This is a genomic window from Sphingobacterium sp. SG20118, from assembly GCF_044740685.1.
Classification (GTDB): domain Bacteria; phylum Bacteroidota; class Bacteroidia; order Sphingobacteriales; family Sphingobacteriaceae; genus Sphingobacterium.
Window position 1 is genome coordinate 2,735,601 of sequence record NZ_CP172826.1, and the last position, 26,762, is coordinate 2,762,362.

Below are 26,762 nucleotides of genomic sequence, written 5' to 3' on the forward strand. Positions count from 1 at the left end.
TACTATAAAATCTACGGCTAATTAAAAATCAGCCGTAGATTATTGACTACTATTTATTTCAAAATAATAGTTGTAGAATAATTTTAGCCTTGCTGAATATTGATTTGAGGTAACTGGCCCGTATTGGTACCTTTATTTCCTGCTGTTGCACCATTCCCAGAGTCTGCAGGAGTTCCATTAGCTCCTCCAGGTGAACCGCCAGCACCAGCTAGGCCACCTCCTCCTCCAATTCCACTATTTCCGCCATCTCCTGGATTTCCTGCAATTGGATAAGGAATAAACTGGCTTCCTGGGCTTAAACTTTCATAGGTTATATTGATCACATTTCCGTTACCACCATCGCCACCATTTGCACCATTACCACCATTTCCGCCTTTACCGCCATTACCACCGTCGTAACCATTACGCGAATAAGCACCAGAGCTACTACCGTTACCGCCTTTACCGCCGTTACCACCGTTACCACCGTTGCCTCCATCACCACCTTTACTGCCATCACCACCACCGCCAACCACAGTGAACGTACCGTCTACTTGACCAATACGCATCGTAGTAGCAGGAGAATCACCGCCTCTCCCACCTGCACTTGCATTACCACCATTGCCACCAGCAGCGCCATTCGTACCGGCAGAGCCATCATTACAACCAGATGCCCAATTACAACTTGCATTCTGGCCATCGACACCATTCGCCGCATTAGTTTCCAGCTTGACCATTGACTCCAGGAGCGCCGGATTGCCCAAGAATATTGATATCACCAATTTTTGATTGCACGGACTCTGCTTTTAACACTGCCGTTGACTTAATTAAGGAAGCAATAGAAATTTTAGCCGTAGTCTGGACAAAAATTTGTCCTCCAGGCAAAACCGTTACTGTACCAAATTGATTGTTTGTGTCCGTAATATAAAGCGGACTAGACGGACTTACAGTCACATCAGGAGAGATAGTAGACATAGTTTATATGTTTAAATGGTTAAAAAAAAATACAACGCTGTATTCAATACATTAAAATTACTTAAAAAAGAACTATTAAACATATTTATTTTTAAAAATGTGTTTAATAGTTTAATATACCCTTCACGTTACTAATCAGGGCTAATTTTTTACGTTTTTTGTTTGTAACAAATGGTTTATACTCTTCTATTTTCGTGGTAATAAGGTGTCACTTACTTTACTTAATAGTCTGAAAATTAATAAAATAGAAGTGTTTCCATAAGATGCCTCAACATCAAAATGTGGAAGGTAATTACTCAGACTTCCAGTTCGTCCTGTTCATCACCAGTATGACTCTACTGTTAACAGGTAGTCGGCTAAAGCTAATAAGTTGTATCTTTAACACTATGACTGGAGTTCATTATCAAAGGTCCTACATCGAAAATAATGATTTGATAAACAAGTTATTATGAAATTAATTATCCTTTTTTTAAGCCTTATCATTATTTCAAGAACCTTTTTAAGAAAGAACAACAACAACTAATGTTGAAACATTAACACGGTGAATTTAATAAACTATAAGTAAAAACATTATAACAATAGATATAGCATATACACTAACTAACAATGCTATATTGACGGAAAACATGGAACATGAATGTAAGTCGTTGAAAACAATCAACTATTAACATTTATTAATTAGTATCTCTTAAGCTTACTCTTAAATCCGCCACCTAATCGGACAATCTAGTCATCAAACATGATTACATATCTTCTTAAATACCCCCAATCACTTTCAAATCTAAAAGCACTTCATCTCGGAGTACGATAGGTTGATAGGATGTATCAGTAGATTTTGGTAAAAGAAGTGTTGTACTACTTGCTTTAGGGTATCGTGATGAAGAAAATGACTGGAATTCTAAACTTAAAAAAGTGAGGATATCAAAACAAGAGTTTGCTACTATGATCAATTGATTTTTTGGTTGATGTTAATATTAAAGCTACTTAAATAAAGTTAGGTAGCTTTTTTTGAGTTATTAGACTAGTGAATATCTAAAATGAGGTTTTGTAAAGAGTATTTCATATTCAATGATTTTTAAGTAGAAGTCAGACATTTTTCCTCAATTATGATTTAATTATTTATGAGGTAGAATTCTAAATATTGGCATAGTCTCCCTTTCAAATTCTCAAGTTTGATGGAATCTGCTGCGTCCTATCCTTAAAAAAGTGGTTAAAATGCGAAGGGTCCTCAAACCCTAATCCATAACTAATATCTGCGATGTTCCAATCAGTATGTTTTAATAGTATTATCGCTTCCTCCATTAATCTATCTGATATGTAGTCACTTGTTGTTTTTCCTGTATAACCGCGAACTGCTCTATTCAAGGAGTTTACATGCACACCCAAGGTTTCTGCAAATTTTCTGGGAGACCGGAATACAAAAGGATCACCCGGATCTTCAATTGGGAACTGTCGATCCAAAAGTTCGATAAAGACTTTGGCCAGACGTGTCTTTGCATCTGTTGGGGTATGCGTGTTTATTAAAGGTTTCTTTTTTACCGCAAAGTGGAATAGCTCGGATATATAATTTCTAATCAAATCATTTTTGAACTCATAACCCGAATTGTGTTCTCTCTTTATCTTATCAAAAAGTGTAATAATTTTTTCTATTTCCTCTTGCTCAAGACTAAAAATGGGTTTAAGATCCCTTGAAAATATTGGTAATTTACTTATGTGATTCCTAAAGTAGCTGTCTAGATAGTACTCCTTAAAGATTAAATGTCCTCCCATTGTACTATCCTCCAATGATTCTATGGTATAAGGAGTTTTAGGATCGAAAAAAACAAGTCCTGCTCCTTTTGTTTCGATACTTTTATCACCATAATGCACTATAAAACGACCGTCTAAAAAGGAAATTTTATAAAAATTACGTCGTCGGTATAGAATGGGTTTCCCATCAATACACCCGTCATGAGGAACCATTAAGAAATCTGCATTGTCGTTGGAGAGTATATCTAAACGCTCTCCAAACTTATCTTCATAAAATGATTTGAATGTTTCTGTTTTTTCCAAAATAAGAAATTTACGGTGAGCGAAATACTATCATAAAATAGTTATTACATTAAATATCTACAATGTAATAACTATTTATGAATAATTTAAAGTAAAGCTTATCCAGTAATCCCATTAACAAAATGTAATGCCTCTTGAGTGGATACTTTCATCTTTTCAAAAATATCTTTTGTCAAACCAACGTGCATTTCATATTCGTTTACTTCAAGCTTCGCTATCATTTTTTGAATAACCCTGCTTGCTGCCATTTTTTGGTCTGAATCAATGCCTTTTGCAAAAGGAGTATCCACCAATGGCGCCATCAACTCGAATATCTTGACATTTGATTTTTGTTGTTCCAAAGCCAACCTCAGAGTGAGGCTATAAGAATGCAAAGCGGCCTTGGTAGCGCTGTAGGTGGGGTGCTGCAAATCGGGAACAAAAGCCACTCCAGAAGTGGTAATTATAATGGCCGCATTTTCCCTATCGGTCAGTATAGGCACCAAAGCTTGGGTAAGCTTTACTACTGAATGGTAATTCGTCACCATTTCAGCAATACTAACCTTGTAAGAATCATTACGACTAAATAATTTGTAATTGGTTGCGATGCCAGCATTCAAGAACACCATATTTAAATTAGGGTGCTTTTCCTTAACTGTATTGACCAGTCTATCCAGGTCGTTTTCGATGGATAGATCACATACTATAATAGAAGCATTATTCAATTTAGCTGCTTCTTCTTTCAATCGCCCCTCATTTCGTGCAACTAAAATTACAGTGTTGCCCATAACATCGAATTGTTTTGCGGCTTCGAGACCCATGCCGGTGCCTCCTCCAGTAATTAGAATGGTATTTCCTGTAGTTTTCATTTCTTTTTATTTTAGTGAACTCGTTCGAACCTCTCTTTTATAAGACGTTCAAACGAATTCATTTTTATTTCTCTACAGTCTTGCTCCGTAAACTTTTGTTCGGTTATATCGAAGTATTGATTTTCTTATCCCAAAACTCCGGAATATAAGTTCCGCGCATATAGTCCACATACTCTTGATCTGTCATTGTATTACGTGCCTTTAACAAGCGTTTGGTGTCTTCCCCAATTATATAGCGCAATCGGCCACTTTTGTCATTGGCTGCTTCTAAGATGACCTCAGCAATTTCATCAGAGGTCGATTGGGATTTTTCATTAAGCTTGCCATAGGTTTCAAGGGCGATCTTATCGAACTTTTGATAGTTGGTAATAGAATCATTTCCCCCCATATTGGCAGAGCCTACAAAGCTGGTGTCTGTTGCTCCTGGCTCTATTATTTTGACCTCGATATTCTCGGATATCAATTCATAGGATAGGGATTCCGTAAAACCTTCTATTGCAAATTTTGTAGCGTGATATAGCGAACAGGTTGGAAAGGTTATCCTACCTCCTTGAGAAACTTACATTAAGTAAGGTGCCTTTTCCGTTTTTACGAAAATGCGGCAAAATTGCTCTGGTCACGCTCAGGTATCCGTACACATTGACGTTGAACAATTCTTCAACCTGTTTCTGTGTTGCTGTCTCGAAAGCACCGAATGTACCAAACCCTGCATTGTTCATCAAGGCATCTATTTTTCCAAATTTCTCTATTCCGGCATCGATGGCTTTTTGGATGCTATTCATATCGGTAACTTCCAACTTCATTACTAACATAGCATTGGAGTTTTTAAGTTCCTCTTCTTTTTCAGGAGATCGCATGGTCGCAATTACGTTCCAGCCTGCGTTTAAAAATTTCTTTGCCGTTGCTTTTCCAATCCCGCTTGACGTTCCTGTTATCAATATTGTTTTCATCTTTTTTTTATTAGAGTTCATTACTATTTGTCTCAATTTATATTTTTTCTATTTTCTTTTGATTTAGCCCACCAACCAAAAGTGCAGAGGCTTTTTTCAAAAGTCCAGAATCATTCAAAACCTTTTCATGTCCTTCCATGTCTTCTTGGCTATTCCAGGATTCCAGTATCTGAAAGGATAGTGCGTTATCAGATTCTTGGTAAATACTATACTCAATACAACCTTTTTCCTTAGGTGTTGAAATAGCTAGATTTTTTAAAATATCCCTTAGATAATCTGCATCCTCGTGATTTTTAGCTTTTAGATTGACTAATAATGTTATCATTTATTAATTGCTTTAAATTTACAATACAAAGATAGCTAGTGGATTATGCTAGATTATAGTCGGTATCAAACAAAAAGTTGTAGATATCAAACCAAAGCATACCCATACAACTAAACCCTGGGCTTTACAGTTCATGGTGTAGAAATTATTGATGATAAAGAAATTGTTGATGATAATGAAAAAGTAAATAAATCCTATTTGAAATTAATTTATAACACTTATTCATTTGATATGAAAGATGATATGAACTATTCGAATTTCAATAAATCTATTACGGGAACTCCGCTGATAACACCTAAAAAAACCGTTTATCTTGTTGGTCAAAATAATATGTTTTTATCAGAAATGGATGAAATAAACGCCAAGTTATCACGTGATATTGAGAATGCCATAACTTTCGTAGCCGGCAAAACGACTTAAACATTAATTCAAAAAGAGAAAAATTTAAAACTCTGCCCTATCCAATTTGAACACGCAAAGATAGACCCATACTTGGTTTCATTATTTGTGGTAGAATGGAGATGGTAGATAACCATACAGATGCTATATCTACAAGAAAAGAACTAACGGACCTTAAACTATAAATTTTAAAATTACGGCTAAGGAAATCTCAATCGAATATGATAAACATTTGATCAAAGTTTAGAGTCATTTTACTGAATTGTTTTATAAAATCTTGGCCAATATTACCATAAAGCGTTTCCTTCTCATTTATTTTACTTTTCAAAAGTTGAACATCCTTTAACTCGATTTCCTTATTAAAAGCATTAAAAATTGGATTTATTATATACCCATCAAATTCTTTTGCTCCAGCAGCACCGGCAAAGTTTAATTTTGTAGCTGTATAGTGATTATCTATTTCCTTTTGCTTATCTGCATAATAAGCTTGGTAAAGAATGGTTCGACTCGCTCCCGTGTCAAAAGAATAACTTCTTCCTTCAATAGATATCAAAGGCGTTAAACCGTCTAATACCATATTAGAGTATTGGATGTTTTTTGTCTTTTTATTCGGAATTATAAATTGATTATCATTCGTAATCTGTATTTCACGTAATCCTTCAATAATAGGAAACCCAAGAATACCATTAATATGGTAATCTATTTGATCAAATTTCAAATCACTATCCTTTAAAACAAGGAACACTATATTCCGAATTTCAACATTTCCCAATTTCAAAATTGGACAAATTGCAAGATGGGCTAAAACATTTTCTCCTGTCATCGTTCCAACTTCGATGTCTACTGGAATGTTTTTCATATGCATTTTTTTTGCAATTGATTCTGAAACTGTTGATAGGTTTGCTCCAGTATCAAAAACAAAAGGGATGGTATCTTTTTCTGTTGTAATAATTGCTAAATTATTTAACCCGGCCTTATCTTTAATCATTTTCAAAGTATCAGATTCATGGATATTGACCTGTTGAGCCGGTTCATCTTTTAGTGCGCTCCATATTTTTAGATTATTTTTCAGCTCTTTTCTCTCATCCGTAGTGAGGGCATTCTTATAATCTGTTAAGATGGTCTCTAAGCTACTTTTTGCTTCCTTGTAATCAAATAATTTGACAGAATTATCCTCCTTTATCTTATATAATTCAACCCATAAAGAATCAGGTAATACACTCTTGGACTTCATCATGTAAGAAATTTTTTGATTCGACTGCTGCAATAGATTAAATGCGTTGTCAAGAAAAACCTCAACAATTGTTTGGTGCATTGTCGACAAGTTGTTTTTATTTACACCATATAGCTCATTAGCTTTAAAAAAATCCTTTTGTTGGATTAGATTATAAACTTTTTTAAACTCGTTATCATGACTTTGCCCAAAAACATTTAGATTAACAAAAATCAATAAACCTAAGTAAAACACCTTCATTTGTTTCATATATTCATTAAAATTAAACCACCATCTTTTAAAAATGCACTGGATATTATCTATTATTATAGTCTCGAATTTCTTTTATTTTCCCAAAACTCCTAGCCCACCGTATTTCTTCTCCCAATTGCAGCATGAAGCCTCGCTAATACCCATTTTTTGGCAAACCTCTTCGACACGGATACCAGTTTCGGATTGTTTGATTGGAAAAACAATCTGTGCTTCAGTAAACTCACCGGAAGAAGCTCATGCGAAGCATAACTTATTTCAATCTATTTATAGTTTTTCCTCCTATCTAAAATTAGTAATTCAATCCCGAATTCTCTACTTTTAAATACGTCATGTTTTCGGGAGGAGGTCAGAAGAATATACTTTCAACAGATGAAAACAAACTGACCGAAATTTATGGTATCGTTAAATATCCCACAGGTATATTAATCGACCCAAATGGAAATATTGTAGAAAAAGATGTATCTGTATATAACTTAGAATATATATTAACTAAATATAATCTTTAGAAATAGTTTTTATACTCCTATGGTCTTGTTTACATAGCTTCGCTGGTGCGCGAAAGGCTTCGTGCACCAGAAATGAGATCTCTCCCATTGGAATGGACAAGGTGTACGGGTTACATCAATAACACTTTCCACGCATCCATTACACGGCCGTTATCTAACAAATGCTTAGCTTTTCGATGCTGGCGTGTCGTGCGGATGTGGTTGTCGATGGTAGCATCAAGAAGTTCTTTCACTTCTTCAGTTTTGCTAAAGGCTTCCACCTCTTCATGGGATGGTAGCGATTTAACAAGTGCCAATAACCCCAAATTATTCCCGGTTAATACGCTGGAGTTTCTTTACCTCTTTAGGAAAAGCATCTACGCCGATACCTATTCCTGCATTATCTATGGGTTTGGCAATTTTAAATAAATTATCGCTGGTTACCCTACAATACCAATCACCACCTAAACGAGCCACCAGATCCATTTTATGAGGGTCTATTTTGCCATTTGAATCCAAAAGATCTTCATTGATATGAATCCGTTTTACCTCTGCAATAACCAGATTACCTGCTCCTCCGTGTTTCCCTAACGAAATCACATCATTCACGGCACATTCCAATTGAATGTTCGATTCTGCTACCCTGGGTGGTTTTACCGTTTCTGAAGGCAATTCAGTAAACCCTGCTTTCGAAAACTCATTTACTTCTTTTGGATAGTCGGTGCTTGTTAAATAGGTTTGTTGAACCATATCATAGCTCACAATATTAATCACACATTCAGGTATTTCCAAAACGTTTTCAAGCGTATGCTTAGTACTATTATCCCGCGCCCTGCTTGTCACCGAAAAAACGCATATCGGAGGATTCATACTAACCACATTGAAAAAACTAAACGGACTTAAATTAACTTCGCCGTTTTTATCAATAGTGGATGCAAAACATATAGGTCGGGGTGCAATGGCTGCGTGCAAATAACCTTGCATTTCCGCTGGCGATAACGATGTAGCATCAAAAGTTTTTAACCTCATTCAGATTTTATTAAGGTGAGCAAAAGGCATTATTTCCGTTTGCAAAATGACGGACAACATATACTTAAACTAAATAACACAATATTTTGCGTATTTCAATAAAACTGTTGTCTATTTTAAATCCCAGTCAGTGAAATCCATAATCACCTCATCCCAAACACTTTCCCCTATGTTGTTCAGTTTCTCGTCAACAGGATAATAGTTATGTTCTAATCCGGGATATGGACGCATCGTTAGATTTTTTTTGTTTTCTTTGATAAAATAAATAGATAAAACATCTGACATCACCGATTTAGGGAGTATATAAATAATCTTGAGCTTATTTCAACAGCCGGATTACCCAATGAAACAAGCAAATCAGGGATTGGCATAGCTTTTGCCAAATTGGTTGATATTAAGTTACACTAACTATGAAAACAAATTCAATTATTGTTGCACTTGCAACCGTAGCGTTGCTAGGCAGCTGTAGCACAGACGACAGTCCGTCGACACAAAGAACCCCCGTAACCGTTAAAATAACAGACGCACCCGGTTATTATGATGCAATTCATCTAAACATTGATAAAATTGAGATTCGCACGACCTCAGGAAGTGAGAGCATCGATGTTGAGGGGGATCCGTTTAATATCCTGGATTATACGATGGGAAAAGATACGGTAATAGCAGGTGATGATGTACCATCGGGCATGATCCAAGAAATCAGACTCAAACTTGAAGACGAAGGAAATCAAATTTGGGTTGACGGTATTGCACATCCACTAAAAACACCAAGTGGACAATCTTCTGGTGTTAAAATTAAAGTACAGGATGAGCTGATTCCTGATGTAGCCTATACCTTATTGCTTGATTTTGATGCCTCAAAATCTATCGTAAAAACCGGTAATGGTGAATACCTGCTAAAACCAGTTATCCGTGCAGTTCCTGTAGCTACTTCTGGAGCTATAGCCGGTACTGTTAGTCCTGCTGCATCTTTGGCACACGTATTTGCCATCAGCGGAACAGATACTGTAGGAACATTAGCCAATTCACTCGGAAAATTCTATTTCCCGGGAATGCCAGAAGGAACCTATAAGGTAAATATCGAACCTTCGGTAGCGGGTTATATCAACAAAAGTATTGAGGGTGTACAAGTTGTAAAAGGAGGTGTTAAAGACATCGGAAACATATCGGTACAATAGCGTATGCTACTGAACTTTAACAGTTATTATAATGAAGGAGCTTATTGTCTGATAAGTTCCTTTTTTTGATTCCATCATCCATTTCCCGTCTATGCAAACAGTTAATGGCCTTATGCTTCTGCAGAAGTCTGATTTCCACCTCATCCTCTTCTATTATTTAAGCTAGCAATTACTTAAAAATGAAAAAAAACAATCACATTTCTTTTTACGATTATTATTAATAATTTTGCAAAAAATATAATAAATGAAAAGAAAATCATTCACATTGCTTTTGACGATTATTTCCGCTAGTATTTCATTTGCTCAAACAAAGGTGGAATCTGAAGCTAAAGTGGAGAAACATCAGTTTGTTTATAATGTTTTGACAAATATAACTTACGAAAAGAGTCTAGGCAGTAAAACAACGCTACATTTTTCAGGGCCTATATCCACTGGATTTTCATATATGAAATCCTCAATAACCATCTATGATTACCATGAGAAAAAGTCGGAATGGGGTTATTCGATTAGACCTAACCTAGATATGGAAATCAGACATTATTACGATTTAAATAAAAGGCTTAAAAAAGGGAAAAAAATAGCTCATAATTCAGGAAATTATGTTGCTGGTGTAGTTGGAGCTGCTGGCCCTGCAATTTTGAAAACTAACAATGTATCTGATTATACCTTTACACTTGGAACTATGTGGGGTATACAACGCAACTATGGAGAGCGTTTTATGATGAATATTGGCATCGGTCCTGGCGTGAATTTTTACGATAGTTTTACTGAATTTACTCCTTTGGTAGGGCTATCATTTGGTTTTAGGTTAGGGAAATAAATTCAGTAAAAAAACCACTAGTAGATTCAAGTCGCTGTATGAAGTTTACCTATATAAGTGGCCGATCTTGATGACTTATTTAAAGCTAATCTTTAAATAAGTCATCCATAATAAGCAGTCCTGCATTACCCAAAATCCCTTTAGGGTCATCGATTATTATCTTTCCAAAAATATCTTTTTTTATAGTCGCGCTATTTCCATTACTGTCACTAGCATCATAATTTCCAAATATATCCTTTTTTAGAGAGATGCGATTACCCTTATCATCAGCAATTGTTTTTCCTCCAAAACTATTAGTAGTTAATGTTTTACGATTTCCTTTGTCGTCACGAATATTTATATTACCCATGATATCTTTTGATACTGTAGTACGGTTCCCTCGGTCGTCACTTATCTCTAAATTACCCATGATATCTTTTGAAACCCTCGTACGGTATCCTCTGTCGTCACTTATCTCTAAATTACCCATTATATTTTTACTTACTGTGGACTGAGTAGCATGATCATTTTTCACCACTATATTGCCCGAGTAATCTTCCTTAATAATGGTTTTAGAACCATTATCAGTCTCTTTTGTAAGATTACCAGAATAGTCTTGCTTGTATTTGATTTTCCTGTACCACCCATCCGAAACAATAATATTACCCCAGCTATCAGTTGTAATTTTTATATCGTTTTTATCGAAACCATCTGAAATAGCTGATTTTATAATGTAGTTTTTCATGTTATCACTAAGGCTATCAGCGGCATGGGAAAATAGGTTCTGTTCAGTAAAGATTTCAGCCTTTACTGTAGTTGTGGAAAGTGCGAATACAAAAATAAATAGGAGAAATAAACGACCCATGTGTGTATGATTAATCCTTAAATATACAATTTTTATAACTCAAAACAGCACTATTATTGGCTCAGTTAAGGCTAAGGCAAAAAAAATTATAGAGTTCCATAATTTGGTACCACAGCTAAAGAATCGGTAAATAAGATTTTAAATGAACCTATATATCATCCCTTAGTTGTTTATTATTGCGAACTTTATCTGCTGACTAAGTTCGCAACTCCTGTAATCAATTTATTTTAATCAAGACCGACCAATTAGGATTTTTGAGCTGCATTACTTTATAAAGCTGTTACTGTAATATATCCGTTTGCCACTATCTGTCATGCCATTAATAACGACATGAAATCCTTTAGCGTTCGAATTATTGTGAAATAATATCTCCATGCTCGAATTAGTAGTATCCAAATGAATATAGGGATTCCAATACAAAGTCAATCGATCATCATAAGGTGTTTTTACTTGTTTTTCGGCAGTATTGTATTGAGGAGAATAAAACGGTAAGGTAGACATATAGCCCGCCACTTGATGTAAAGTCACACCTTGGCCGCTATACCTATTTCGACCATCTATATCGGCATAGATCATGATTGCGCCCCGTCCAACTGGATTTCTAGGGTAATTGTCATATAACCTAATCAATTTTATCTCTTGAATCGTACTGGGTACGTATCCCGAACTATCATTAGGCTTATATTCACTATTATTAACAAGAATGACAGGTTTTGAAGCATTTAATTTAGGGTATTTTAGTTTTAAATAATCAATCAAACTTTCCAGGGTATCGATATAAGCAGGAATAGTTAAATCATTTTGAACATCGATATCAAGATATGATGGATGCTGAGCAAACCACCCTCGAGAAAGCTTGTTGGCCATTTGTTGTAGCTTTAAATCGACTTTTCGATTTATATTCACGGTCTTTAACACACGTCTTCCACTAGCATCGATTGTATAATCTGGATGATAAAAAGTGGATAATTTGATTCGTTTACTGCTGTCCTGTAAGTTAGGTATCGTACTCTTGTTCAACTTATAATCGTGTTGACCGACTAAATCATTGAAAAAATATTCTGTTGTAAAATCATAAAATTTCATCTTTTCATAAACCTGTACAGCTCGCACTTCTATGGTATCACTAAAAACAATTTCTTTAGATCCAAAGTAGCCATCTTTGTCAAAAATAACTTCACGATAGCGTACTAGACTATCATTCAACATCCGTAGGGACAAGGACAATCCTCTTCTCGGTTTTCCTGCTTTTACATCTTTCTGTTGGATCTTTTGATAACGCTCATAATATTTTGTCCAGTCTTTTTTAACTCCTAGTTTCCCTCGAAGGTATAAGACCGAATCCGCTATGACCGGCATGGTATCTAAAGAAGATGTAGCTTGAAAATCTGCTCCTATATTTTGTGTGCTGGCCGTTGGAATAGAAATATCGGTAATTGAAATGGATAGATTGGCAGCCTCGGAATCACTTAAGTTTAATGTAATACGGTTTGCACCTAAAGGTTGTGCTGAGAACTGATCAAGAATGACTGATGGCATGATCAGCTCCCCTTTTACAATTGATTTATTCAGACTATCAACGCTTGAATTGGATTCGTTGGAGATTATTTCTGTAACTCCTTCTTGGATAACAGCGAGTTTTTTAATGAGTCGATCATGGGATGTATCTAAACTTCTTTTTGTAAAAAAACTGAGGTATAGTTCATCTTTGGTGAAGTCACGTGGTATAATATATTGTCCTGCGCTTACCCCACGATCGATGAATAAAACACTTTCCTGCAATGGAGTCGAAACACCATCAGCGTTTGAAAATGGAGAGAAATATAAATTCTTCACCTCTTCGTCAAATGTATTTCCGTGTTTGAAATAGGCTTTAAACCAAACTGTATCTCCAGGAAAATATATAGTTCTATCGGTATGAACGGAGAGCCCCTGCCCCAAACTTAGGTTATGGGCACCACATAGCAAAAACATAATCAGTGACAACCGCAGCACTACGAATGTTGGAAAAAGACAATTATTTTTTATGCTCATCTGGGTTTATAAAAAAACAGGATAAAGATTATGAACAGTAATTTATAAGAAGTTAGTTATAAACTTACTGTTTATTTTTTATATAAAGAAGCTATTTATCAGCTCCTTATTGTAATTTTGAAATGCAAGTAATTGTTTCACTTATAGATCACCCCTATCACTAAATTATATATACCGAGTTAAAGGACCAATTTGAAACCATATCGAAATAGATGTTTTTTTTCAATGCAAACACGCGTCTAAAATAAATTTAAGACGGAAGTGATTAATTTCTTTTGAAATCGTACATTATCTATTTTAACCACCCATTTGTTAAGTAAAATGGGCTTCGCTTTTCAATGGCCTTATGCTTCTGCAGAAGTCTGATTTCCACCTAATCCTCTGCTATTATTTAAGCTAGCTATTACTTAAAAATGAAAAAAAAAATCACATTTCTTTTTACGATTATTATTAATAATTTTGCGAAAAAAAGTAAAAATAAATGAAAAAAAAACCGATTGGTCATCCCTATCGGTCCAGTATGTTTTAAAACTCTGTTTTATTTCAGTTTTTCGATCTCTTTAATGGAAAGTCTGGTTCCCTTAGCAACACCTGCTGTAGGTAGGCCCATTTTTTAAATTCGAATGCAATAGCAATAGCTTTTTCACGCTCACCTTTTCCCATTCCCTTTTCAATGCCTTTAGCTATTTCCAGCTTTTCTGCCTTATCTAATAAATATTCTTGAATATCCATAATATTACTACTTCCGAATTTGTTCTCAACCTCTCTCAAAGGTATTTTACTTTAATGAGTCATCTTTTCCACCGCTTATGTGTCCAAAGCCAGCCATATGGTTCTTCCTTGATATTTTCTGTGAGCAACTCAACATACTTTTGGGTTATTTCGCCCACTTTTGTAGACGCTGCTTTTGCATTTATGGGTACGCAACTTACCTTGTAATTGCCTTTTGCAAGTTGTGTGATATGAAGGTATATGACTGCCGCATCACTTGTACGGGCCAGTTTTTCCATACCTGAAAAAAAATATGTTTCCTGATTCAACAAAGTAAATCTGTATGCTTCATCTTTTATCTTTGGATATTGGTCTGCAATAAAAAGATATAAGGCTGGAGATGAGATGTTGGATAGTATATACCGTGTTACCGCTTGGTCACGGATTAACTTCATCCCGAAACGGGAACGAAGTTGGACCATAAGACTGTTCACTACCCTAGAGCTCAGTGGCTTGTATACCGCATAAACGTCGTAATGAACCTTGTGAGGTAAAAGATTTAACATTTCCCAGTTGCCGCAGTGCCCAATGGCGGCGATAACATTGCGTCCTGATTTTATATATAGATCCACTAACTCGAGGTTTTCAAATACTATTTTTTTATCAAGTGTTTCTGCCGGGACAGAAACACCTTTTATCATTTCAGCAAAATAGGCCACAAAGCAAGTGTAGAATTTTTTTACGATTGCATGGATTTCTCCGTAATGCTTTTCTGGAAATGAACGCGCAATATTCTGAATGGCTACTTCTTTTCTGTACCCAACTAAATAATAAGCAACGAAAAAAGTAAATGAAGCCATCGCATACAAGAATGACATCGGTAACAGACTTATCGTATAGATGGCTGTATAGCCTATTCTATATGTAAAAAATCGCAGAGTTTGCTTCAGATTGTCCATCATTAAAATTTTATCTTTAAGCCGACTGACGCATAGGGTGAAACAGAAAAATAATAATCGTTATCAGACGCAAAAACACCTTTCAAGTTTCTATCGCTGTAAGATGCTGGACGATATATGTTGAGCCCAGCCATGCCTGTTACAGATAGTTTTTCGCCAACCTTGACTTCCGGACGAAAGCCTGTAACAATATATTGGTGTGAGAATATCACATCTTTGCCGTCTTTTTTCAATAAGGCAACTTGTCCGTTCATTTCAAGGGCATACGATAGCTTGAATTTTTCGTTGAATTCATAACCTGCCGATACGTCTAAACCTTCGATCAGTTCTATGTTCAGGTCAAATTTACCTTCGGTTTTCCACTTCAGGTAAACAGCAGGAAATATCATGGGATAACCTAAGGTGCTATTTATTGCTGCACCGCCACCAATGGCCAGATTGGGTTTAAGGTGGCGAATAAAGACAACTCCGCCGCTTCCAAGTACATTTTTGAAGCTGACTTTTGAAAAATCAGTTGAGGGGCTAAATACACCCATCCCAAGGCTAGCCCTCAGAGACCATTTTTCATTCAACGGTCGCAAATGATAAATTCCTACTTGTAAGTTCATGATTTCGGATACCATCTGTTCCGAGAAGTTTTGGTTTTTTAACGAAACATATGCCCCCCCAAGACCGATACCCCAGGCCGTAGACTGATTATTTTCATTCATTTTCATGGATAATGGAATGTTGGCTGATGCTTGGTAAACCATTGCTGAGCCTTTTCCATCTCCGATTTTCTCTCTTGGTTTCTCACCTGGAGGCAGGTAGTAATATCCAGATTTCCCGAGGTATTCTGTCTTGAAAGATAGCTCCTGTGCATTTCCGTGTAGATATAGCAACGTTACCAACGTTGTCAATAATAATGACTTTAATTTCATTCGATTTTTAGTTTTGTATTGACGATGATTTCTATTTTATGTTAAGCAAAGCAACGCTGATTGAAGCTGGGTAGAAAGTGATAAGCTGTGAACTTTAGAGTCAAAACGATGAATTGCGAAATAAAATGGCCTGAATAAAATCAGTGTTGCTGTTCTGGTTGAAACCAACTGATATGGGATTGTCTTGTGCGGATAATGGAGTGGATAAAAACAGTGTTCCTACTGCGGAAATAAATGCTATTATGCTCTTTTTCATTGTTCTAAAATTTTAATATTGTTTTTAAATTCTAAACAAAAGAACAACGAACGGCGCAATTATGAAATCTATAAGCGATGGGTTTTAGAATCTAATAAATGAAATGCAGCATGTATGGAATGGAATTGTCTGTACCGAACTATTCTACAATCCCATCCATCCATTTCAGGAAGTACGGAACACGTACGCGACTAACTAAAACTTCATTTGGACATTCAGGTAAAAAGGAAAGTTTCAGACGGCTGTTGAAGTATTTGGCAACATTCTCAATGGCCTTTACATTCCCGATGCAATTACGTGATACACGGAAAAACAAACGGCTATCAAGCTGTTGTTCTAATTGGTCTAACGTATAATTAATAATGTAACGCCTATCGTTGAATGTATGCAGGAAAACAACTCCGTCTTCGCTATAAAAATGTGCAACATTCGTAGTTTCAACATAATGATAGTTTTCCCCTTTCGATATTAGGAAACGGTTTTTGGTTTTGAACGATAATATCTGTTCTAAATTCTTAGGGCTGGTTTTATTCGGATGGTTGTGAAAGATATTCTCAAATTTAGTTAATGCTACCTCTAATTCATTTTCATCACAAGGTTTTAACAAGTAATCGATACTGTTAAGCTTAAACGCTTTGATAGCGTGTTCATCGTAAGCAGTAGTAAATATAACGGGCGTGGTGACCTCTACATGATTAAATATCTCGAAGCAGTTACCGTCTGCAAGACGAATATCCATAAGAATTAAATCAACAGCAGATTCTTTCAGAAACCCGATGGTATCTATGACTGTTTTAGTTTGCTTCTCCAACAAATAAGCGGGGCGTAATTTTGTCATCATACGTTTCAGTTCTTCGTATGCGAACCGCTCATCTTCTACTATCAGGTACTTCATGACTGGATATAAGGGATTTTTACAATAAATAGCTGCTGAGTATGTTCAACAGTAACGTCTTTTGCATACAATTTATATTGCTTGATGATATATTTCAAACCAATTCCGCCTTTATCCACATCCATTGATGGTTGGATATTGTTTTCAACCGTAATATAATCGCTATCAATTGTGATTTTTATATTCAACAGAGATTCTTCTGTTGCGATATTATGTTTAAATGCATTCTCTATAAGTAATTGTAGTGTAAGTGGAATAATTTCATAATTATCACAGCTTACTATTCTGTTTACTGTGAAAGTAAAAGAATCTTCAAACCTCATTCTCATAAGGAAAAGGTACGAATCCAATGCATCCAACTCTTCTACAACTGAAACTACGGGCTGTCGGGTTAGGGAAAGTACATATCGATAGGTCTTTGAAAGGGCTTTTGTAAACTTATTGGCGTTATCTGGATTTACATATATCAATGATGACAGTACATTCAATGAATTAAATAAGAAATGAGGGTTAATCTGGGCTCTCAACGTTTCATGCTGAAATAACAGTACTTGACGTTTCGCTATTTCAGAATCAGCTATGGCTTTTTGCTCAGACTGGAAGTAATAGATTAACTCAAATACTAATAGTATGGGAATATTTGCAGCCATTCCGAATGCAAACTTTATTAAAAAAGATGGCATACCTTCTTTAGAAATAAGAAACACGTCATAGATTAGAAAATTGAATGCCCATAAAAGTATCAGACATATCAAAGTTAACCCTGCAAGACCGGCCATAATGCGGTATAATATGTTTTTGGAATATGGTAGATACTTATTTAAGAACAATAATAATCTGTAATCTGCGATACACATCATTAAGATGACGATGTAATGTGCCGACAACTGGATATGAAAATTGCTCCATAAATCTTCCTTCATCAAAATAACACTAAATAGCATTTGACACAAAGCGTAAATCAATGTGGAGAAGAAGAAAATAAGCAGGTTTTTAATAGCTATTTTTTTAATCTGAACCATCTCTCAAAAATATAATTTCTATTTTAGGTTTGCGACAAATCTCTCGTTTTTCCGATGAACTTCATTTTTTAGTGAATGGATTTAACATATTATTTTCTTTCTCGGTTATACGCTTTTCCAAGTCTGTAAACTTATGCCATAATATATCCTGTTACTTTTGTGTAGATACTAAGCAACTGCATAGTCTACCTTTAATACTTTGAGTATCTTTTTACTTGTTTTTAAACTAATAATACCTCACAATCAAAACCTTACTTCTACAAAATATTGATTACTATTTATTCCGATTTTTCAGACGGGCAATCAATACATAATAGATACGCTCATAATTTATAGAGTTATTTATTCCGTAATCAAATCGATTACTTCTTCGGGATCGGCATCGTTATTAATCCAGATTTCTTCTATTGTCTTTGCACCGACAATGGAAATTCCGTTTGCCTGTAATCGTTTAACGGCTTCGGCAGAATCCACCCGCAATACTTTGAAAACATCATCAATCGGCCCTTTTATTATTCTTTCCAAAAGGATAGTATCCACTTTCGGATTGACTTGTTGTTGAACGATAAATAGTGTGGATACAACTGCTACAGTTAATCCAGCAGGAATGAAAACATTCTTTTTGAAATGGATTTTCAAGGCTTTCCAATTGAGCATAATGTGGAAAACGGCACATACAACGAAGAAAATACCCAAGAGCTCGTGTACAACTTCTGTATAACCGTCAAATAAATGAAAAAACATGAGTAACCCAGAAAGTCCAACGACAAGAAAAACTACGGATATAAATGGGGTAATATAACTTCTGTTCAGTTTCATCGTATAGGGATTTAGTTGAGTTTTGAAAATCTATTTTCAAGATTGATGAGCCAGTTTTCCCTTTTCTTTTGGCTTACTGATGTTACTGAGGTAAAGCTGATCCACTGAAGTCTTTTATAACCCATGGTTTTAAATACACTGCTTAACATCGCTTTTCTGATTAAATTTCCAATGAGCAGGGAGTACATTATTTTGGGTTTATTCATCGTAGTGATGATGGTTACACTTTTCAGGTTTTTTAAAAGTGGAACTAATCCAAAACCTCTTGGGTGGTGATCATACACAACTCCCGGACTTAAAACCCGGTCAATAAATCCTTTGGTCATTGCAGGCATTAAATCCCACCAAATAGGAAAGATAAAAATCAGGTGGTCTGCTCTTTCCAAATGCTCATTATAATCAATTACTTGTGGGTCGACAGGTTTGTGCTCTACAAAGGCTTGCAGGTCTGCCTTTGACATTGCGGGATTAAATCCATCATTATCAAGATGCATCAGGTCAATTTCGTGATTTGCACCTTTAAGCCCGTTTGTCACTGCATTTAAAATTGCGTTTCCAAAGCTCCCTTCATAAGGATGGTTAAATACGATTACTACATTCATTTTTTACATTGCTTAAATTTATTCTGTAAAATTGGGAAGTAGTAAATCCTTAGACGATAACAATTGTTAAGAAATCGAACAGCGATTGCTAAGGGATTTTTATTTATATGGCATTTGCGAACCTTGTTTCACGAAGACAAAAATAATCATAAGGTTTGCGTGTAAATGTACTTATCGCCTGTTTCGTATTCTACTTAATGAAACTGATGTAATACCTAAATAAGATGCAATATAATGTTGTGGAATACGCTGAATAATATATGGATGTTCTTTAATAAGCTCTTCGTAACGTTTTTGAGGATTATTTTTAAGATAGGAATAGAAAATTTTTTGAGCGTTTAAAAGTCGTTTGAATAGATGTTCTTGCATTTCCTCTTTGATTTCAGGAAAATGCTCTAAAACATTTTGAAAATCCTTTTGAGAAATAGTTTGTAAAATACACGGCTCTAAACTTTCGATGCTATATAAACTCGGCTGATTTGCCCTGAAACTTTCAATAGAGGACACTTTATCACCTTCAAAGAAAAACTGGGTCGTAATTTCTCTACCGTCATTATTGACCCAAGTCCGCAAACAACCTTTCTCAATAAAGAACATAGTTCTCGAAATTTCTCCCTCCTGTAAAAGAATTGTTTTGGCAGGAACTTCCAGCCGCTTAAAAAGATGTTTAAATTTATCCCACTCACCTGTCATTGTTTACAGTCATTTATGATTACTATTAATTTGTTTATACACTACATAAAGTTACAAAGATTTATCACCCAGGTATTGGCTCCACGTATTTTTTATCAATATATAGTCCGAAAAGTTTCAACAATACAGCTTTACGCTATTTTCATGTTCTATATGGCTATAATTCAGTGTGTATATGCTCTTGTCTTTTGTCAAATTCACCCATAAACTCACCTCCCCAATTTTCCATCATTTCAACCAGTGGTAAAAGAGATTCACCTACTTCAGTTAAAAAATACTCTACTTTAGGTGGAAGTACTGGATAAATTACTTTTCTTATAACACCATACGCTTCCAATTCTTTTAGTTGTAAGTTTAAAACTCTTTTGCTTGCAAGCTGATGTTTTTTTGCTAACTGACTCGGTCTTCGTATTCCTTGATTGATAGAATCAATTAAACAAGGCTTCCATTTTCCTCCAATAATCTCAAGTGTTATACTGATGCCACAGCTAAAATCCTTTGGTATTTTTTTCTCGTACATATTTAACTTCTAATTTTCTGAACAAATTTACGGCATATTTCACCTAAAGTGATATAGGGATAATATTATCCCTATATCAATATTTTCACCTATATTTTTTCAGGTATATAAGGTCAGTACTTTTGTTTACAATTAATTTTAATAGTTATAAAATGGAATTATCAAATAGAGACAAAGCTGAAGCTATACAAAATAGCATCGAAACTGAAACGTTGGCAGAATTAGGATTGATCAATCCTAATTCTTACAAGCAACACAATCCAAATGTAGCAACAGGCTTTAAAGCAATTTTGGATTTACACGAACATATGCCTATGGATAAGGTTTATACGAATGTAGTTCGCAAATTTCAAGATGGTGACATTGGATTTGTTCATGTAGACTATTTTCTTTTTGAACCTACTGTCGCTTTTGACATTCATCGGTTTGAAAATGGTGTAAGCGTTGAACATTGGGATAATCTTGAAATCAATTCAAAAAAATTGAATAAAAGTGGAAGAACAATGACCGATGGAAAGACCAAGGCAAAAGATCATCTTAAAACGGAGGTTAACAAAGCCCTTGCGCAAAACTTCGTTCAAAACATTCTTATTGATGGACAAATTGAGTTGGTGTCAAATTATTTCATGGGAGACGAATTGATTCAACATAATCCACACATGGGTGATGGGGTACAAGAATTTCTAAATAGATTGGAACAATGGAAAAAGGAAGGGAAATCTCAAATTTATAATAAAATACATAAAGTACTTGGAGAGGGTAATTTTGTTCTGGTATTAAGTGAAGGTTCTTTTAAAGGAGAAAACGTTGCTTTCTACGATCTGTATAGGATTGAAGAAGACAAAATTGTAGAACATTGGGACGTCGTTGAAACTATACCTATACCTGAAAAACGGAAAAATGACAATGGTAAATTCTAAGAAAGATAGACGCTACAGAATAATTAGTACCTTTTTTGTGGTTCTGCCAACAACTTTTGTGATATCAGTTTTATCAATTTTTACTGAAGAGGTTTCATCTGAAAATTGGATTGGTGAACTTTTTAAATCATGGTTTTTTTCATTACCTATTGTTTACTCTTGCGTATTGCTCCTATTGCCAGTTGCTAATAAAATAACACGCAAGATTTTAAATAAAAAAACACATTTATAAAAAAAAAGTGTTCCTAAAAGTTAGTTTCTTTTTGGAACACTATATTGCCATTTTTATCTTATATTTTTTTAGTTACTCATTATTATTCGGAAATAAGGTTAGACATAAATTTTAAAATGCATTTATTATCCGTAAATAGCACCAATGGAATCACAATAAATACATGAATTTCAAATGGTTGAGTGTTAAGTGACTTTAAAGATAGAGGTATCAAACGCTGGAAGATCAACAAAGATCAGTGGAAAAATTTAGACTCTTACTAAAAAGGTTTAATAATCTATCTTGTATTGAAATCAGACGAAAATTGAGTGTAGAATAAGAACGTTTTCTGGGGTTTTGACCTTAAAGGGCTATGGTATCCAAAATATCTCTATCTTAGGGAGATTAACATGTACCTGCTAATATATTAACGTTTGAATAAGTCAGATTTGAAACAAAAAGATATTCTAAAATTTTGGAGAGACGTTGAGATTTTTGATCTTCCTAGTTTTGATAATGAAGCCCGCATCCTAAATGAAAAAGAAATTTTACCTTGGAATAATACAAACAGGACAGTTAAGAAAAATTATAAGTGGCGCTATACGCTGATTTTTGGAAAGATTGATAAAACATCCATTGTCAATCACTTAAATGATCTATTAGGTATAACAGATTCTAATGATTGGGAAACTCCAGTTACTGGCGCTAGTAGCTTATCTGCGCTGATGCTGAATGAAAATGGGCAAATCGAAAATGAAGAATACATGGTATCGAGCTACCTTCTTGGTATAAAAGCCTTAGAAAAGAATCGCCACCTATCTACAATACCAAAGGCAATCATGGAGTCTAAAAATGACTTTTATGAACGCTATAATCTCAAATCTAACAACGATAATGAAGATAAACTAGAACAGGAGGAATCGATTTCTTGGGATCATCTTTTAAAAGAAATTGCTTATGTAAGCGGTTTTAGTGAATGGTCTGCAAAAAAAATCGACGTTTACGTTTTGGAAAAACTTGTTCCTAAAGATAGTGAGGGTAACCTGAGCTTATTCAACAGCTTCTATCTGGACGACTTAAATTACCTTTCAGGTATCGAAGAAGACAAATTAGGTCAAGCTTTACAAAGCTACCTTCATTTAAATCCCTTGAAAGAGAAAAGGGAAGATTTAATAGGGAGTCCAGATTATTTATTTCAAAGCATCGCCCCTCGTTTGATGTCAGCTGGTCGATGGCCCTCAAATATAGCGCATGGTCTTTATACGGCACAATTGGGTGCTGTAAATACGATCTTTGCCAACCTACGTGAACAGCGTGGTTTACAAGGTGTAAATGGCCCTCCTGGTACCGGAAAAACAACACTGCTGAAAGATATTATAGCGGAGGTTATTGTGGAAAGGGCTAAAGTAATTTCTGCCTTAGGTTGTCATAATATCTTTGATAGTGGCAACAGGATAATTGAACAGGAGTCTGGTTTCAACCTCTATACTTATCCGCTAAATAAAGCTCTTCGAAACAATTTTGGTATCGTAGTGGCGAGCAATAACAATGCTGCTGTTGAAAACATCAGTAAAGAACTGCCACTGAAGAGTAAAATTGATATAAAGGAGTTTCCAAATGCTGATTATTTTTCGGACTTTTCTCAAAACTTGATCCAAGAGGAAAGTTGGGGAGTTTTGGCAGCAGCTCTGGGAAATAGTAAAAATAGAAGTTCTTTTAGACAGGCATTTTGGAAAGCGAACAATGCAGATGGTGAGCCGGCCTTTCATGATTTTCTTTATAGCTTGTATAAAGATGCTGAGGATGATCAAGCATATGCGTACATGAAAAGCTTTGATGAAAAGAATAGCTTATTTATGAGTCTTTTAAATGAATTTGAAGCATTCAAAAAGTTGGCTTCATCTTTTCATACGCAACTGCCAAAATATATCAATAACAAGAAGATTCAAGATAGCACACGCGTTGAGGCTAACGAAATAGCCGAAAATCTACATAGTCTGAAAGAGGAAGAGAAAACGATAAATGCGCTCATAGATCAGATTGAAGAGGATGTGAACCGCCTACAGGATCTAATTAAATTGCAAACCGTAAGAAAACCTTTATTTTTCTTCTTCCACAAGTTGTTTCAATCCAATAAATTCAAACAATGGAATTTGCAAGCTGAGGAATTAATGAATGATTTAAATTCGAGAAATCTTAGCTTAAAAAGGACTAGGGATCATCTCTCTTTGAGTAATGCTGCGATGGTTAAATTAATGACGCAGGAGGCTAACAATAAGAAAGTATTAGCATCGTTAGAACAGTTCTTTTTGGCGTATGAGATACTGCAAGATGAGCTTTCTTCTACTTATGGAATCGAGCCAAAAAACCTATTCAATTCCGATATGCTACAAAAGGATCTGAATGAAATACAGCTTTTAAACCCGTATCATTCGGCTAAAATAGCTAAATTGAGAAGTGATATCTTCATTACGGCACTGCAGCTCCACCATGATGCAATATTAGCAAATGCTAAAAAAATCAAGAATAATCTGAACGCTTATTTTATGATGTCATCTGGCTGGGTAAAAGTCGAGAGCGATATGGCTCAAAATCTGTGGGATACTTTCTTTCTATGTGTTCCGGTTGTTTCTACTACCTTAGCTTCCGCTAGCCGATTATTTGCAAATTTAAATACGGAGCAGATCGGATGGCTACTTGTGGATGAGGCTGGTCAAGCTACACCGCAATCGGTAGCCGGATTGATCCATAGATCTAAACGTTGCATTATAGTAGGCGATCCATTACAGGTCGAACCTGTTGTTACGATACCGGAAAACCTGGTTACAAAACTTAGACAACAAAACAATGTGCATGTAGACTGGTCTCCTTGTAAAACTTCGGTCCAACAGTTGGCGGATCGTGTTTCACTTGCCGGTACCTATATGCAGGTGGGTAATTCGGAAGAGAAAATTTGGACAGGGTTTCCCTTACGTACCCACCGCAGATGCGATGAACCGATGTTTTCAATCGCTAATCATATCGCCTATGGCAATCAAATGGTCAAAGCTATTAAAACAAATTCGGAGGAAGAGTTTATTGGTCCATCCACCTGGTTTCATATTGAAACCACAACCGAGCCACAGAATAAGCACGTTATTGTTGAAGAAATAACGTTTTTAAGACACAAAATTTCCAGATTGATTGACAAAATGGATTACAAAGGACATATTTATGTGATATCGCCATTTAAATCGGTCGCTGATTATTGTAAAAATGAATTTAAGCAGCATCAACAAGTTTTTTGTGGGACTATACATACCTTTCAAGGGAAAGAAGCAGATATTGTTTTCCTTGTATTAGGAAGTGACCCAAAGTCATCTGGTGCTCGAAACTGGGCATCTCAAAAACCGAATATGCTCAATGTAGCATTAACAAGAGCACAGAAACGCTTTTATGTTATAGGTAACAAAAAACTGTGGGCAACATGCGATTATTTCAGCACTATGGCGAAGGATCTACAGTAGTTTTTAGATTGTTTATTATAATGAAATTGATGATCAAGAAATATCATACATGTAGTTCGCTGGCCGCATACAAGTAAATGTTCAAAATTATAAACAACACTACAATACCAACTTATACCGAACAGATCGACCAGCTCCTAACAAATCTAATGCTCCAATTTCACTTAAATGTTGTAAATCTCTTGTCGCTGTTGCTTTAGAAGCTTTGGTTATAGCAACATATTTCTTTGCTGTCATTCCTCCTTCAAATCCTTCTACTCCAGCTTCAAACATACGGTTAATTGCTTTTAATTCTCTATCATTCAATTGATCTTTAAAGCCATCAAAGAATTTTACCTTTATTACGGTGAATTCTACCAATTGCTTTGCATCAATTTGTGCATCTAAAATAACTTGTGCAAAATATTTAATCCACTCGGTTATTTCCAGGCTTGTTTGAGCATTTTTTAATGCTTCGTAATAGGTATGCTTATTTTTTTCTATAATCTTCGAGATGGACAATAAAACCGGGTTTTGTAAAGAATATGATAGGGCATATTCGGCCAAAGCTCGCCCAATGCGACCATTACCATCTTCAAATGGATGAATACTTTCAAAATACAAATGTGTAATAGCCGATTTTATTAAAGCTTTAGTTACCTTATCTGTACTTAATAATTCAACTGTATTAAACCATTCAACAAAACTATCCATCTCTTTCGATACTTGTGTTGAAGCAGGAGCTTCAAAATGAACAACTTCCTTTCCAAAAGCTCCAGAAATTACTTGCATCGGTTCTTCTCCTTGCCGCCATTGTCCTGCATGAATATTAGAAAATGAATCCATCAGAACTTTATGCCAGTCTAAAATCATGGCAATAGACAAATCATCCTTATAAGCGTTTCTAACTTTGCTCATTAACGCTGCAATACCCGCCACACGTTTATCACTAACTGTATTATTATCTGTCAGCCCTAAATTACGCTTGATCGAGGACAACACATCGATCCGGCTCAAATACTCTCCTTCTATTTCTGAGGTTTTTATTGCTTCTGAAATAAGAATTTCAATGATCGTCTCTTTTTTCAAATCGTCATTTAAAGCTGTTACCAACCCACTAACTAACCCTAACTCCCCTGCAAAAGAAATCGCTATATCATGGATATTCCCTTCTAAATAGTTAAAATTAGGCCAGTCTTTATATTGCCAATTGTACATAATGAGCCGATTAAATTTATATTCAACTCAAATATAATAAAAATTTGAGCCGATTAATAAAAATAATCGGCTCAAATTAAAAAATACTGAAAAAGAAACCTCCTTCGGTAAAAGTGTCGTAACCAGA

Annotated in this window: 31 protein-coding genes and 1 pseudogene; 7 read left to right on the forward strand and 25 right to left on the reverse strand. The window is 35.3% G+C overall.

Annotated features, from left to right (window positions below):
• Window positions 1-83 precede the first annotated feature (83 nt).
• From ACFX5U_RS12730 to ACFX5U_RS12760, 7 genes are all read right to left on the reverse strand, one after another.
• Window positions 84-716, reverse strand: coding sequence for a hypothetical protein (locus ACFX5U_RS12730; protein ID WP_400260940.1), 633 nt, complete (start codon window positions 714-716; stop codon window positions 84-86).
• Window positions 697-954: a hypothetical protein gene (locus tag ACFX5U_RS12735; RefSeq protein ID WP_400260941.1), complete on the reverse strand. Its 258-nt coding sequence runs from the start codon at window positions 952-954 to the stop codon at window positions 697-699. Before ACFX5U_RS12735 ends, ACFX5U_RS12730 begins: the two co-directional genes overlap by 20 nt.
• A 1,158-nt stretch (window positions 955-2,112) precedes the next feature.
• Complete coding sequence (locus tag ACFX5U_RS12740) at window positions 2,113-3,006, reverse strand: helix-turn-helix domain-containing protein (protein ID WP_400260942.1); 894 nt, start codon at window positions 3,004-3,006, stop codon at window positions 2,113-2,115.
• A gap of 98 nt (window positions 3,007-3,104) precedes the next feature.
• Window positions 3,105-3,854 (reverse strand): SDR family oxidoreductase, encoded by a 750-nt coding sequence (locus ACFX5U_RS12745; RefSeq protein ID WP_400260943.1) that lies wholly within the window; start codon window positions 3,852-3,854, stop codon window positions 3,105-3,107.
• Window positions 3,855-3,957: 103 nt separating this feature from the next.
• Window positions 3,958-4,395, reverse strand: a complete 438-nt coding sequence (locus ACFX5U_RS12750; protein ID WP_400263594.1) for an SDR family NAD(P)-dependent oxidoreductase — start codon at window positions 4,393-4,395, stop codon at window positions 3,958-3,960.
• Between the two features lies 1 nt (window position 4,396).
• Window positions 4,397-4,804 carry an SDR family NAD(P)-dependent oxidoreductase gene (locus ACFX5U_RS12755; RefSeq protein WP_400260944.1) on the reverse strand — a complete coding sequence of 136 codons (408 nt, stop codon included), beginning with the start codon at window positions 4,802-4,804 and terminating at the stop codon, window positions 4,397-4,399.
• A gap of 37 nt (window positions 4,805-4,841) precedes the next feature.
• On the reverse strand, window positions 4,842-5,129 hold the full coding sequence (locus ACFX5U_RS12760; RefSeq protein WP_400260945.1) for a putative quinol monooxygenase: 288 nt from the start codon (window positions 5,127-5,129) through the stop codon (window positions 4,842-4,844).
• A 243-nt stretch (window positions 5,130-5,372) separates the two neighbouring features.
• Between ACFX5U_RS12760 and ACFX5U_RS12765 the strand changes: the two genes are divergently transcribed.
• The gene (locus ACFX5U_RS12765) at window positions 5,373-5,549 is read left to right on the forward strand and encodes a hypothetical protein (protein WP_400260946.1); all 177 of its coding nucleotides are present in this window, start codon (window positions 5,373-5,375) and stop codon (window positions 5,547-5,549) included.
• Between the two features lie 190 nt (window positions 5,550-5,739).
• Here ACFX5U_RS12765 and ACFX5U_RS12770 read toward each other — a convergent pair whose 3' ends face one another.
• Both ACFX5U_RS12770 and ACFX5U_RS12775 read right to left on the reverse strand, forming a co-directional pair.
• A complete protein-coding gene (locus ACFX5U_RS12770) occupies window positions 5,740-6,978 on the reverse strand; it encodes a retropepsin-like aspartic protease (RefSeq protein ID WP_400260947.1) in 1,239 nt (412 codons plus the stop codon).
• A 120-nt stretch (window positions 6,979-7,098) separates the two neighbouring features.
• Window positions 7,099-7,233: pseudogene (locus tag ACFX5U_RS12775) on the reverse strand (transposase); the annotation flags it as partial.
• A 110-nt stretch (window positions 7,234-7,343) separates the two neighbouring features.
• Here ACFX5U_RS12775 and ACFX5U_RS12780 point away from each other — a divergent pair.
• Window positions 7,344-7,520, forward strand: coding sequence for a hypothetical protein (locus ACFX5U_RS12780; RefSeq protein ID WP_400260948.1), 177 nt, complete (start codon window positions 7,344-7,346; stop codon window positions 7,518-7,520).
• 110 nt (window positions 7,521-7,630) lie between these two features.
• Here ACFX5U_RS12780 and ACFX5U_RS12785 read toward each other — a convergent pair whose 3' ends face one another.
• The 3 genes from ACFX5U_RS12785 to ACFX5U_RS12795 form a co-directional block, all read right to left on the reverse strand.
• Window positions 7,631-7,825 carry a hypothetical protein gene (locus tag ACFX5U_RS12785; RefSeq protein ID WP_400260949.1) on the reverse strand — a complete coding sequence of 65 codons (195 nt, stop codon included), beginning with the start codon at window positions 7,823-7,825 and terminating at the stop codon, window positions 7,631-7,633.
• 1 nt (window position 7,826) lies between these two features.
• The gene (locus ACFX5U_RS12790; protein ID WP_400260950.1) at window positions 7,827-8,528 is read right to left on the reverse strand and encodes a flavin reductase family protein; all 702 of its coding nucleotides are present in this window, start codon (window positions 8,526-8,528) and stop codon (window positions 7,827-7,829) included.
• 111 nt (window positions 8,529-8,639) lie between these two features.
• Complete coding sequence (locus tag ACFX5U_RS12795) at window positions 8,640-8,813, reverse strand: hypothetical protein (RefSeq protein ID WP_400260951.1); 174 nt, start codon at window positions 8,811-8,813, stop codon at window positions 8,640-8,642.
• A gap of 125 nt (window positions 8,814-8,938) precedes the next feature.
• On the opposite strand from ACFX5U_RS12795, the gene ACFX5U_RS12800 reads away from it, so the two are divergent.
• Window positions 8,939-9,706, forward strand: coding sequence for a DUF4382 domain-containing protein (locus tag ACFX5U_RS12800; RefSeq protein ID WP_400260952.1), 768 nt, complete (start codon window positions 8,939-8,941; stop codon window positions 9,704-9,706).
• 244 nt (window positions 9,707-9,950) lie between these two features.
• Window positions 9,951-10,526: a hypothetical protein gene (locus ACFX5U_RS12805; RefSeq protein WP_400260953.1), complete on the forward strand. Its 576-nt coding sequence runs from the start codon at window positions 9,951-9,953 to the stop codon at window positions 10,524-10,526.
• Window positions 10,527-10,611: 85 nt separating this feature from the next.
• Here the strand turns inward: ACFX5U_RS12805 and ACFX5U_RS12810 are convergent, their stop codons facing one another.
• The 12 genes from ACFX5U_RS12810 to ACFX5U_RS12865 form a co-directional block, all read right to left on the reverse strand.
• Window positions 10,612-11,370, reverse strand: a complete 759-nt coding sequence (locus ACFX5U_RS12810) for a hypothetical protein (RefSeq protein ID WP_400260954.1) — start codon at window positions 11,368-11,370, stop codon at window positions 10,612-10,614.
• A 264-nt stretch (window positions 11,371-11,634) separates the two neighbouring features.
• Window positions 11,635-13,404, reverse strand: a complete 1,770-nt coding sequence (locus ACFX5U_RS12815; protein WP_400260955.1) for a hypothetical protein — start codon at window positions 13,402-13,404, stop codon at window positions 11,635-11,637.
• Between the two features lie 543 nt (window positions 13,405-13,947).
• Window positions 13,948-14,136 (reverse strand): hypothetical protein, encoded by a 189-nt coding sequence (locus tag ACFX5U_RS12820; RefSeq protein ID WP_400260956.1) that lies wholly within the window; start codon window positions 14,134-14,136, stop codon window positions 13,948-13,950.
• A gap of 59 nt (window positions 14,137-14,195) precedes the next feature.
• A complete protein-coding gene (locus ACFX5U_RS12825; protein ID WP_400260957.1) occupies window positions 14,196-15,077 on the reverse strand; it encodes a lysophospholipid acyltransferase family protein in 882 nt (293 codons plus the stop codon).
• Window positions 15,077-15,994 (reverse strand): DUF6268 family outer membrane beta-barrel protein, encoded by a 918-nt coding sequence (locus tag ACFX5U_RS12830; protein WP_400260958.1) that lies wholly within the window; start codon window positions 15,992-15,994, stop codon window positions 15,077-15,079. Before ACFX5U_RS12830 ends, ACFX5U_RS12825 begins: the two co-directional genes overlap by 1 nt.
• 100 nt (window positions 15,995-16,094) lie before the next feature.
• On the reverse strand, window positions 16,095-16,250 hold the full coding sequence (locus ACFX5U_RS12835) for a hypothetical protein (protein ID WP_400260959.1): 156 nt from the start codon (window positions 16,248-16,250) through the stop codon (window positions 16,095-16,097).
• A gap of 139 nt (window positions 16,251-16,389) precedes the next feature.
• A complete protein-coding gene (locus tag ACFX5U_RS12840; RefSeq protein WP_400260960.1) occupies window positions 16,390-17,145 on the reverse strand; it encodes a LytR/AlgR family response regulator transcription factor in 756 nt (251 codons plus the stop codon).
• A complete protein-coding gene (locus ACFX5U_RS12845; RefSeq protein WP_400260961.1) occupies window positions 17,142-18,068 on the reverse strand; it encodes a sensor histidine kinase in 927 nt (308 codons plus the stop codon). Before ACFX5U_RS12845 ends, ACFX5U_RS12840 begins: the two co-directional genes overlap by 4 nt.
• A 441-nt stretch (window positions 18,069-18,509) precedes the next feature.
• On the reverse strand, window positions 18,510-18,986 hold the full coding sequence (locus ACFX5U_RS12850) for a DUF4405 domain-containing protein (RefSeq protein WP_400260962.1): 477 nt from the start codon (window positions 18,984-18,986) through the stop codon (window positions 18,510-18,512).
• A gap of 11 nt (window positions 18,987-18,997) precedes the next feature.
• On the reverse strand, window positions 18,998-19,588 hold the full coding sequence (locus ACFX5U_RS12855) for an NAD(P)H-dependent oxidoreductase (RefSeq protein ID WP_400260963.1): 591 nt from the start codon (window positions 19,586-19,588) through the stop codon (window positions 18,998-19,000).
• A gap of 171 nt (window positions 19,589-19,759) precedes the next feature.
• A complete protein-coding gene (locus ACFX5U_RS12860) occupies window positions 19,760-20,281 on the reverse strand; it encodes a Crp/Fnr family transcriptional regulator (RefSeq protein ID WP_400260964.1) in 522 nt (173 codons plus the stop codon).
• 157 nt (window positions 20,282-20,438) lie between these two features.
• A complete protein-coding gene (locus tag ACFX5U_RS12865) occupies window positions 20,439-20,801 on the reverse strand; it encodes a winged helix-turn-helix transcriptional regulator (RefSeq protein WP_400260965.1) in 363 nt (120 codons plus the stop codon).
• A 152-nt stretch (window positions 20,802-20,953) separates the two neighbouring features.
• Here ACFX5U_RS12865 and ACFX5U_RS12870 point away from each other — a divergent pair, with 152 nt between their 5' ends.
• The 3 genes from ACFX5U_RS12870 (at window position 20,954) to ACFX5U_RS12880 (ending at window position 25,438) form a co-directional block, all read left to right on the forward strand.
• Complete coding sequence (locus tag ACFX5U_RS12870; RefSeq protein WP_280566976.1) at window positions 20,954-21,721, forward strand: hypothetical protein; 768 nt, start codon at window positions 20,954-20,956, stop codon at window positions 21,719-21,721.
• A complete protein-coding gene (locus tag ACFX5U_RS12875; protein WP_400260966.1) occupies window positions 21,708-21,953 on the forward strand; it encodes a DUF2798 domain-containing protein in 246 nt (81 codons plus the stop codon). The genes ACFX5U_RS12870 and ACFX5U_RS12875 overlap by 14 nt, the downstream gene beginning before the upstream one ends.
• A 413-nt stretch (window positions 21,954-22,366) precedes the next feature.
• Window positions 22,367-25,438 carry an AAA domain-containing protein gene (locus ACFX5U_RS12880; protein WP_400260967.1) on the forward strand — a complete coding sequence of 1,024 codons (3,072 nt, stop codon included), beginning with the start codon at window positions 22,367-22,369 and terminating at the stop codon, window positions 25,436-25,438.
• A gap of 99 nt (window positions 25,439-25,537) precedes the next feature.
• Here the strand turns inward: ACFX5U_RS12880 and ACFX5U_RS12885 are convergent, their stop codons facing one another.
• The gene (locus tag ACFX5U_RS12885; RefSeq protein WP_400260968.1) at window positions 25,538-26,635 is read right to left on the reverse strand and encodes a Fic family protein; all 1,098 of its coding nucleotides are present in this window, start codon (window positions 26,633-26,635) and stop codon (window positions 25,538-25,540) included.
• Window positions 26,636-26,762: the final 127 nt, after the last annotated feature.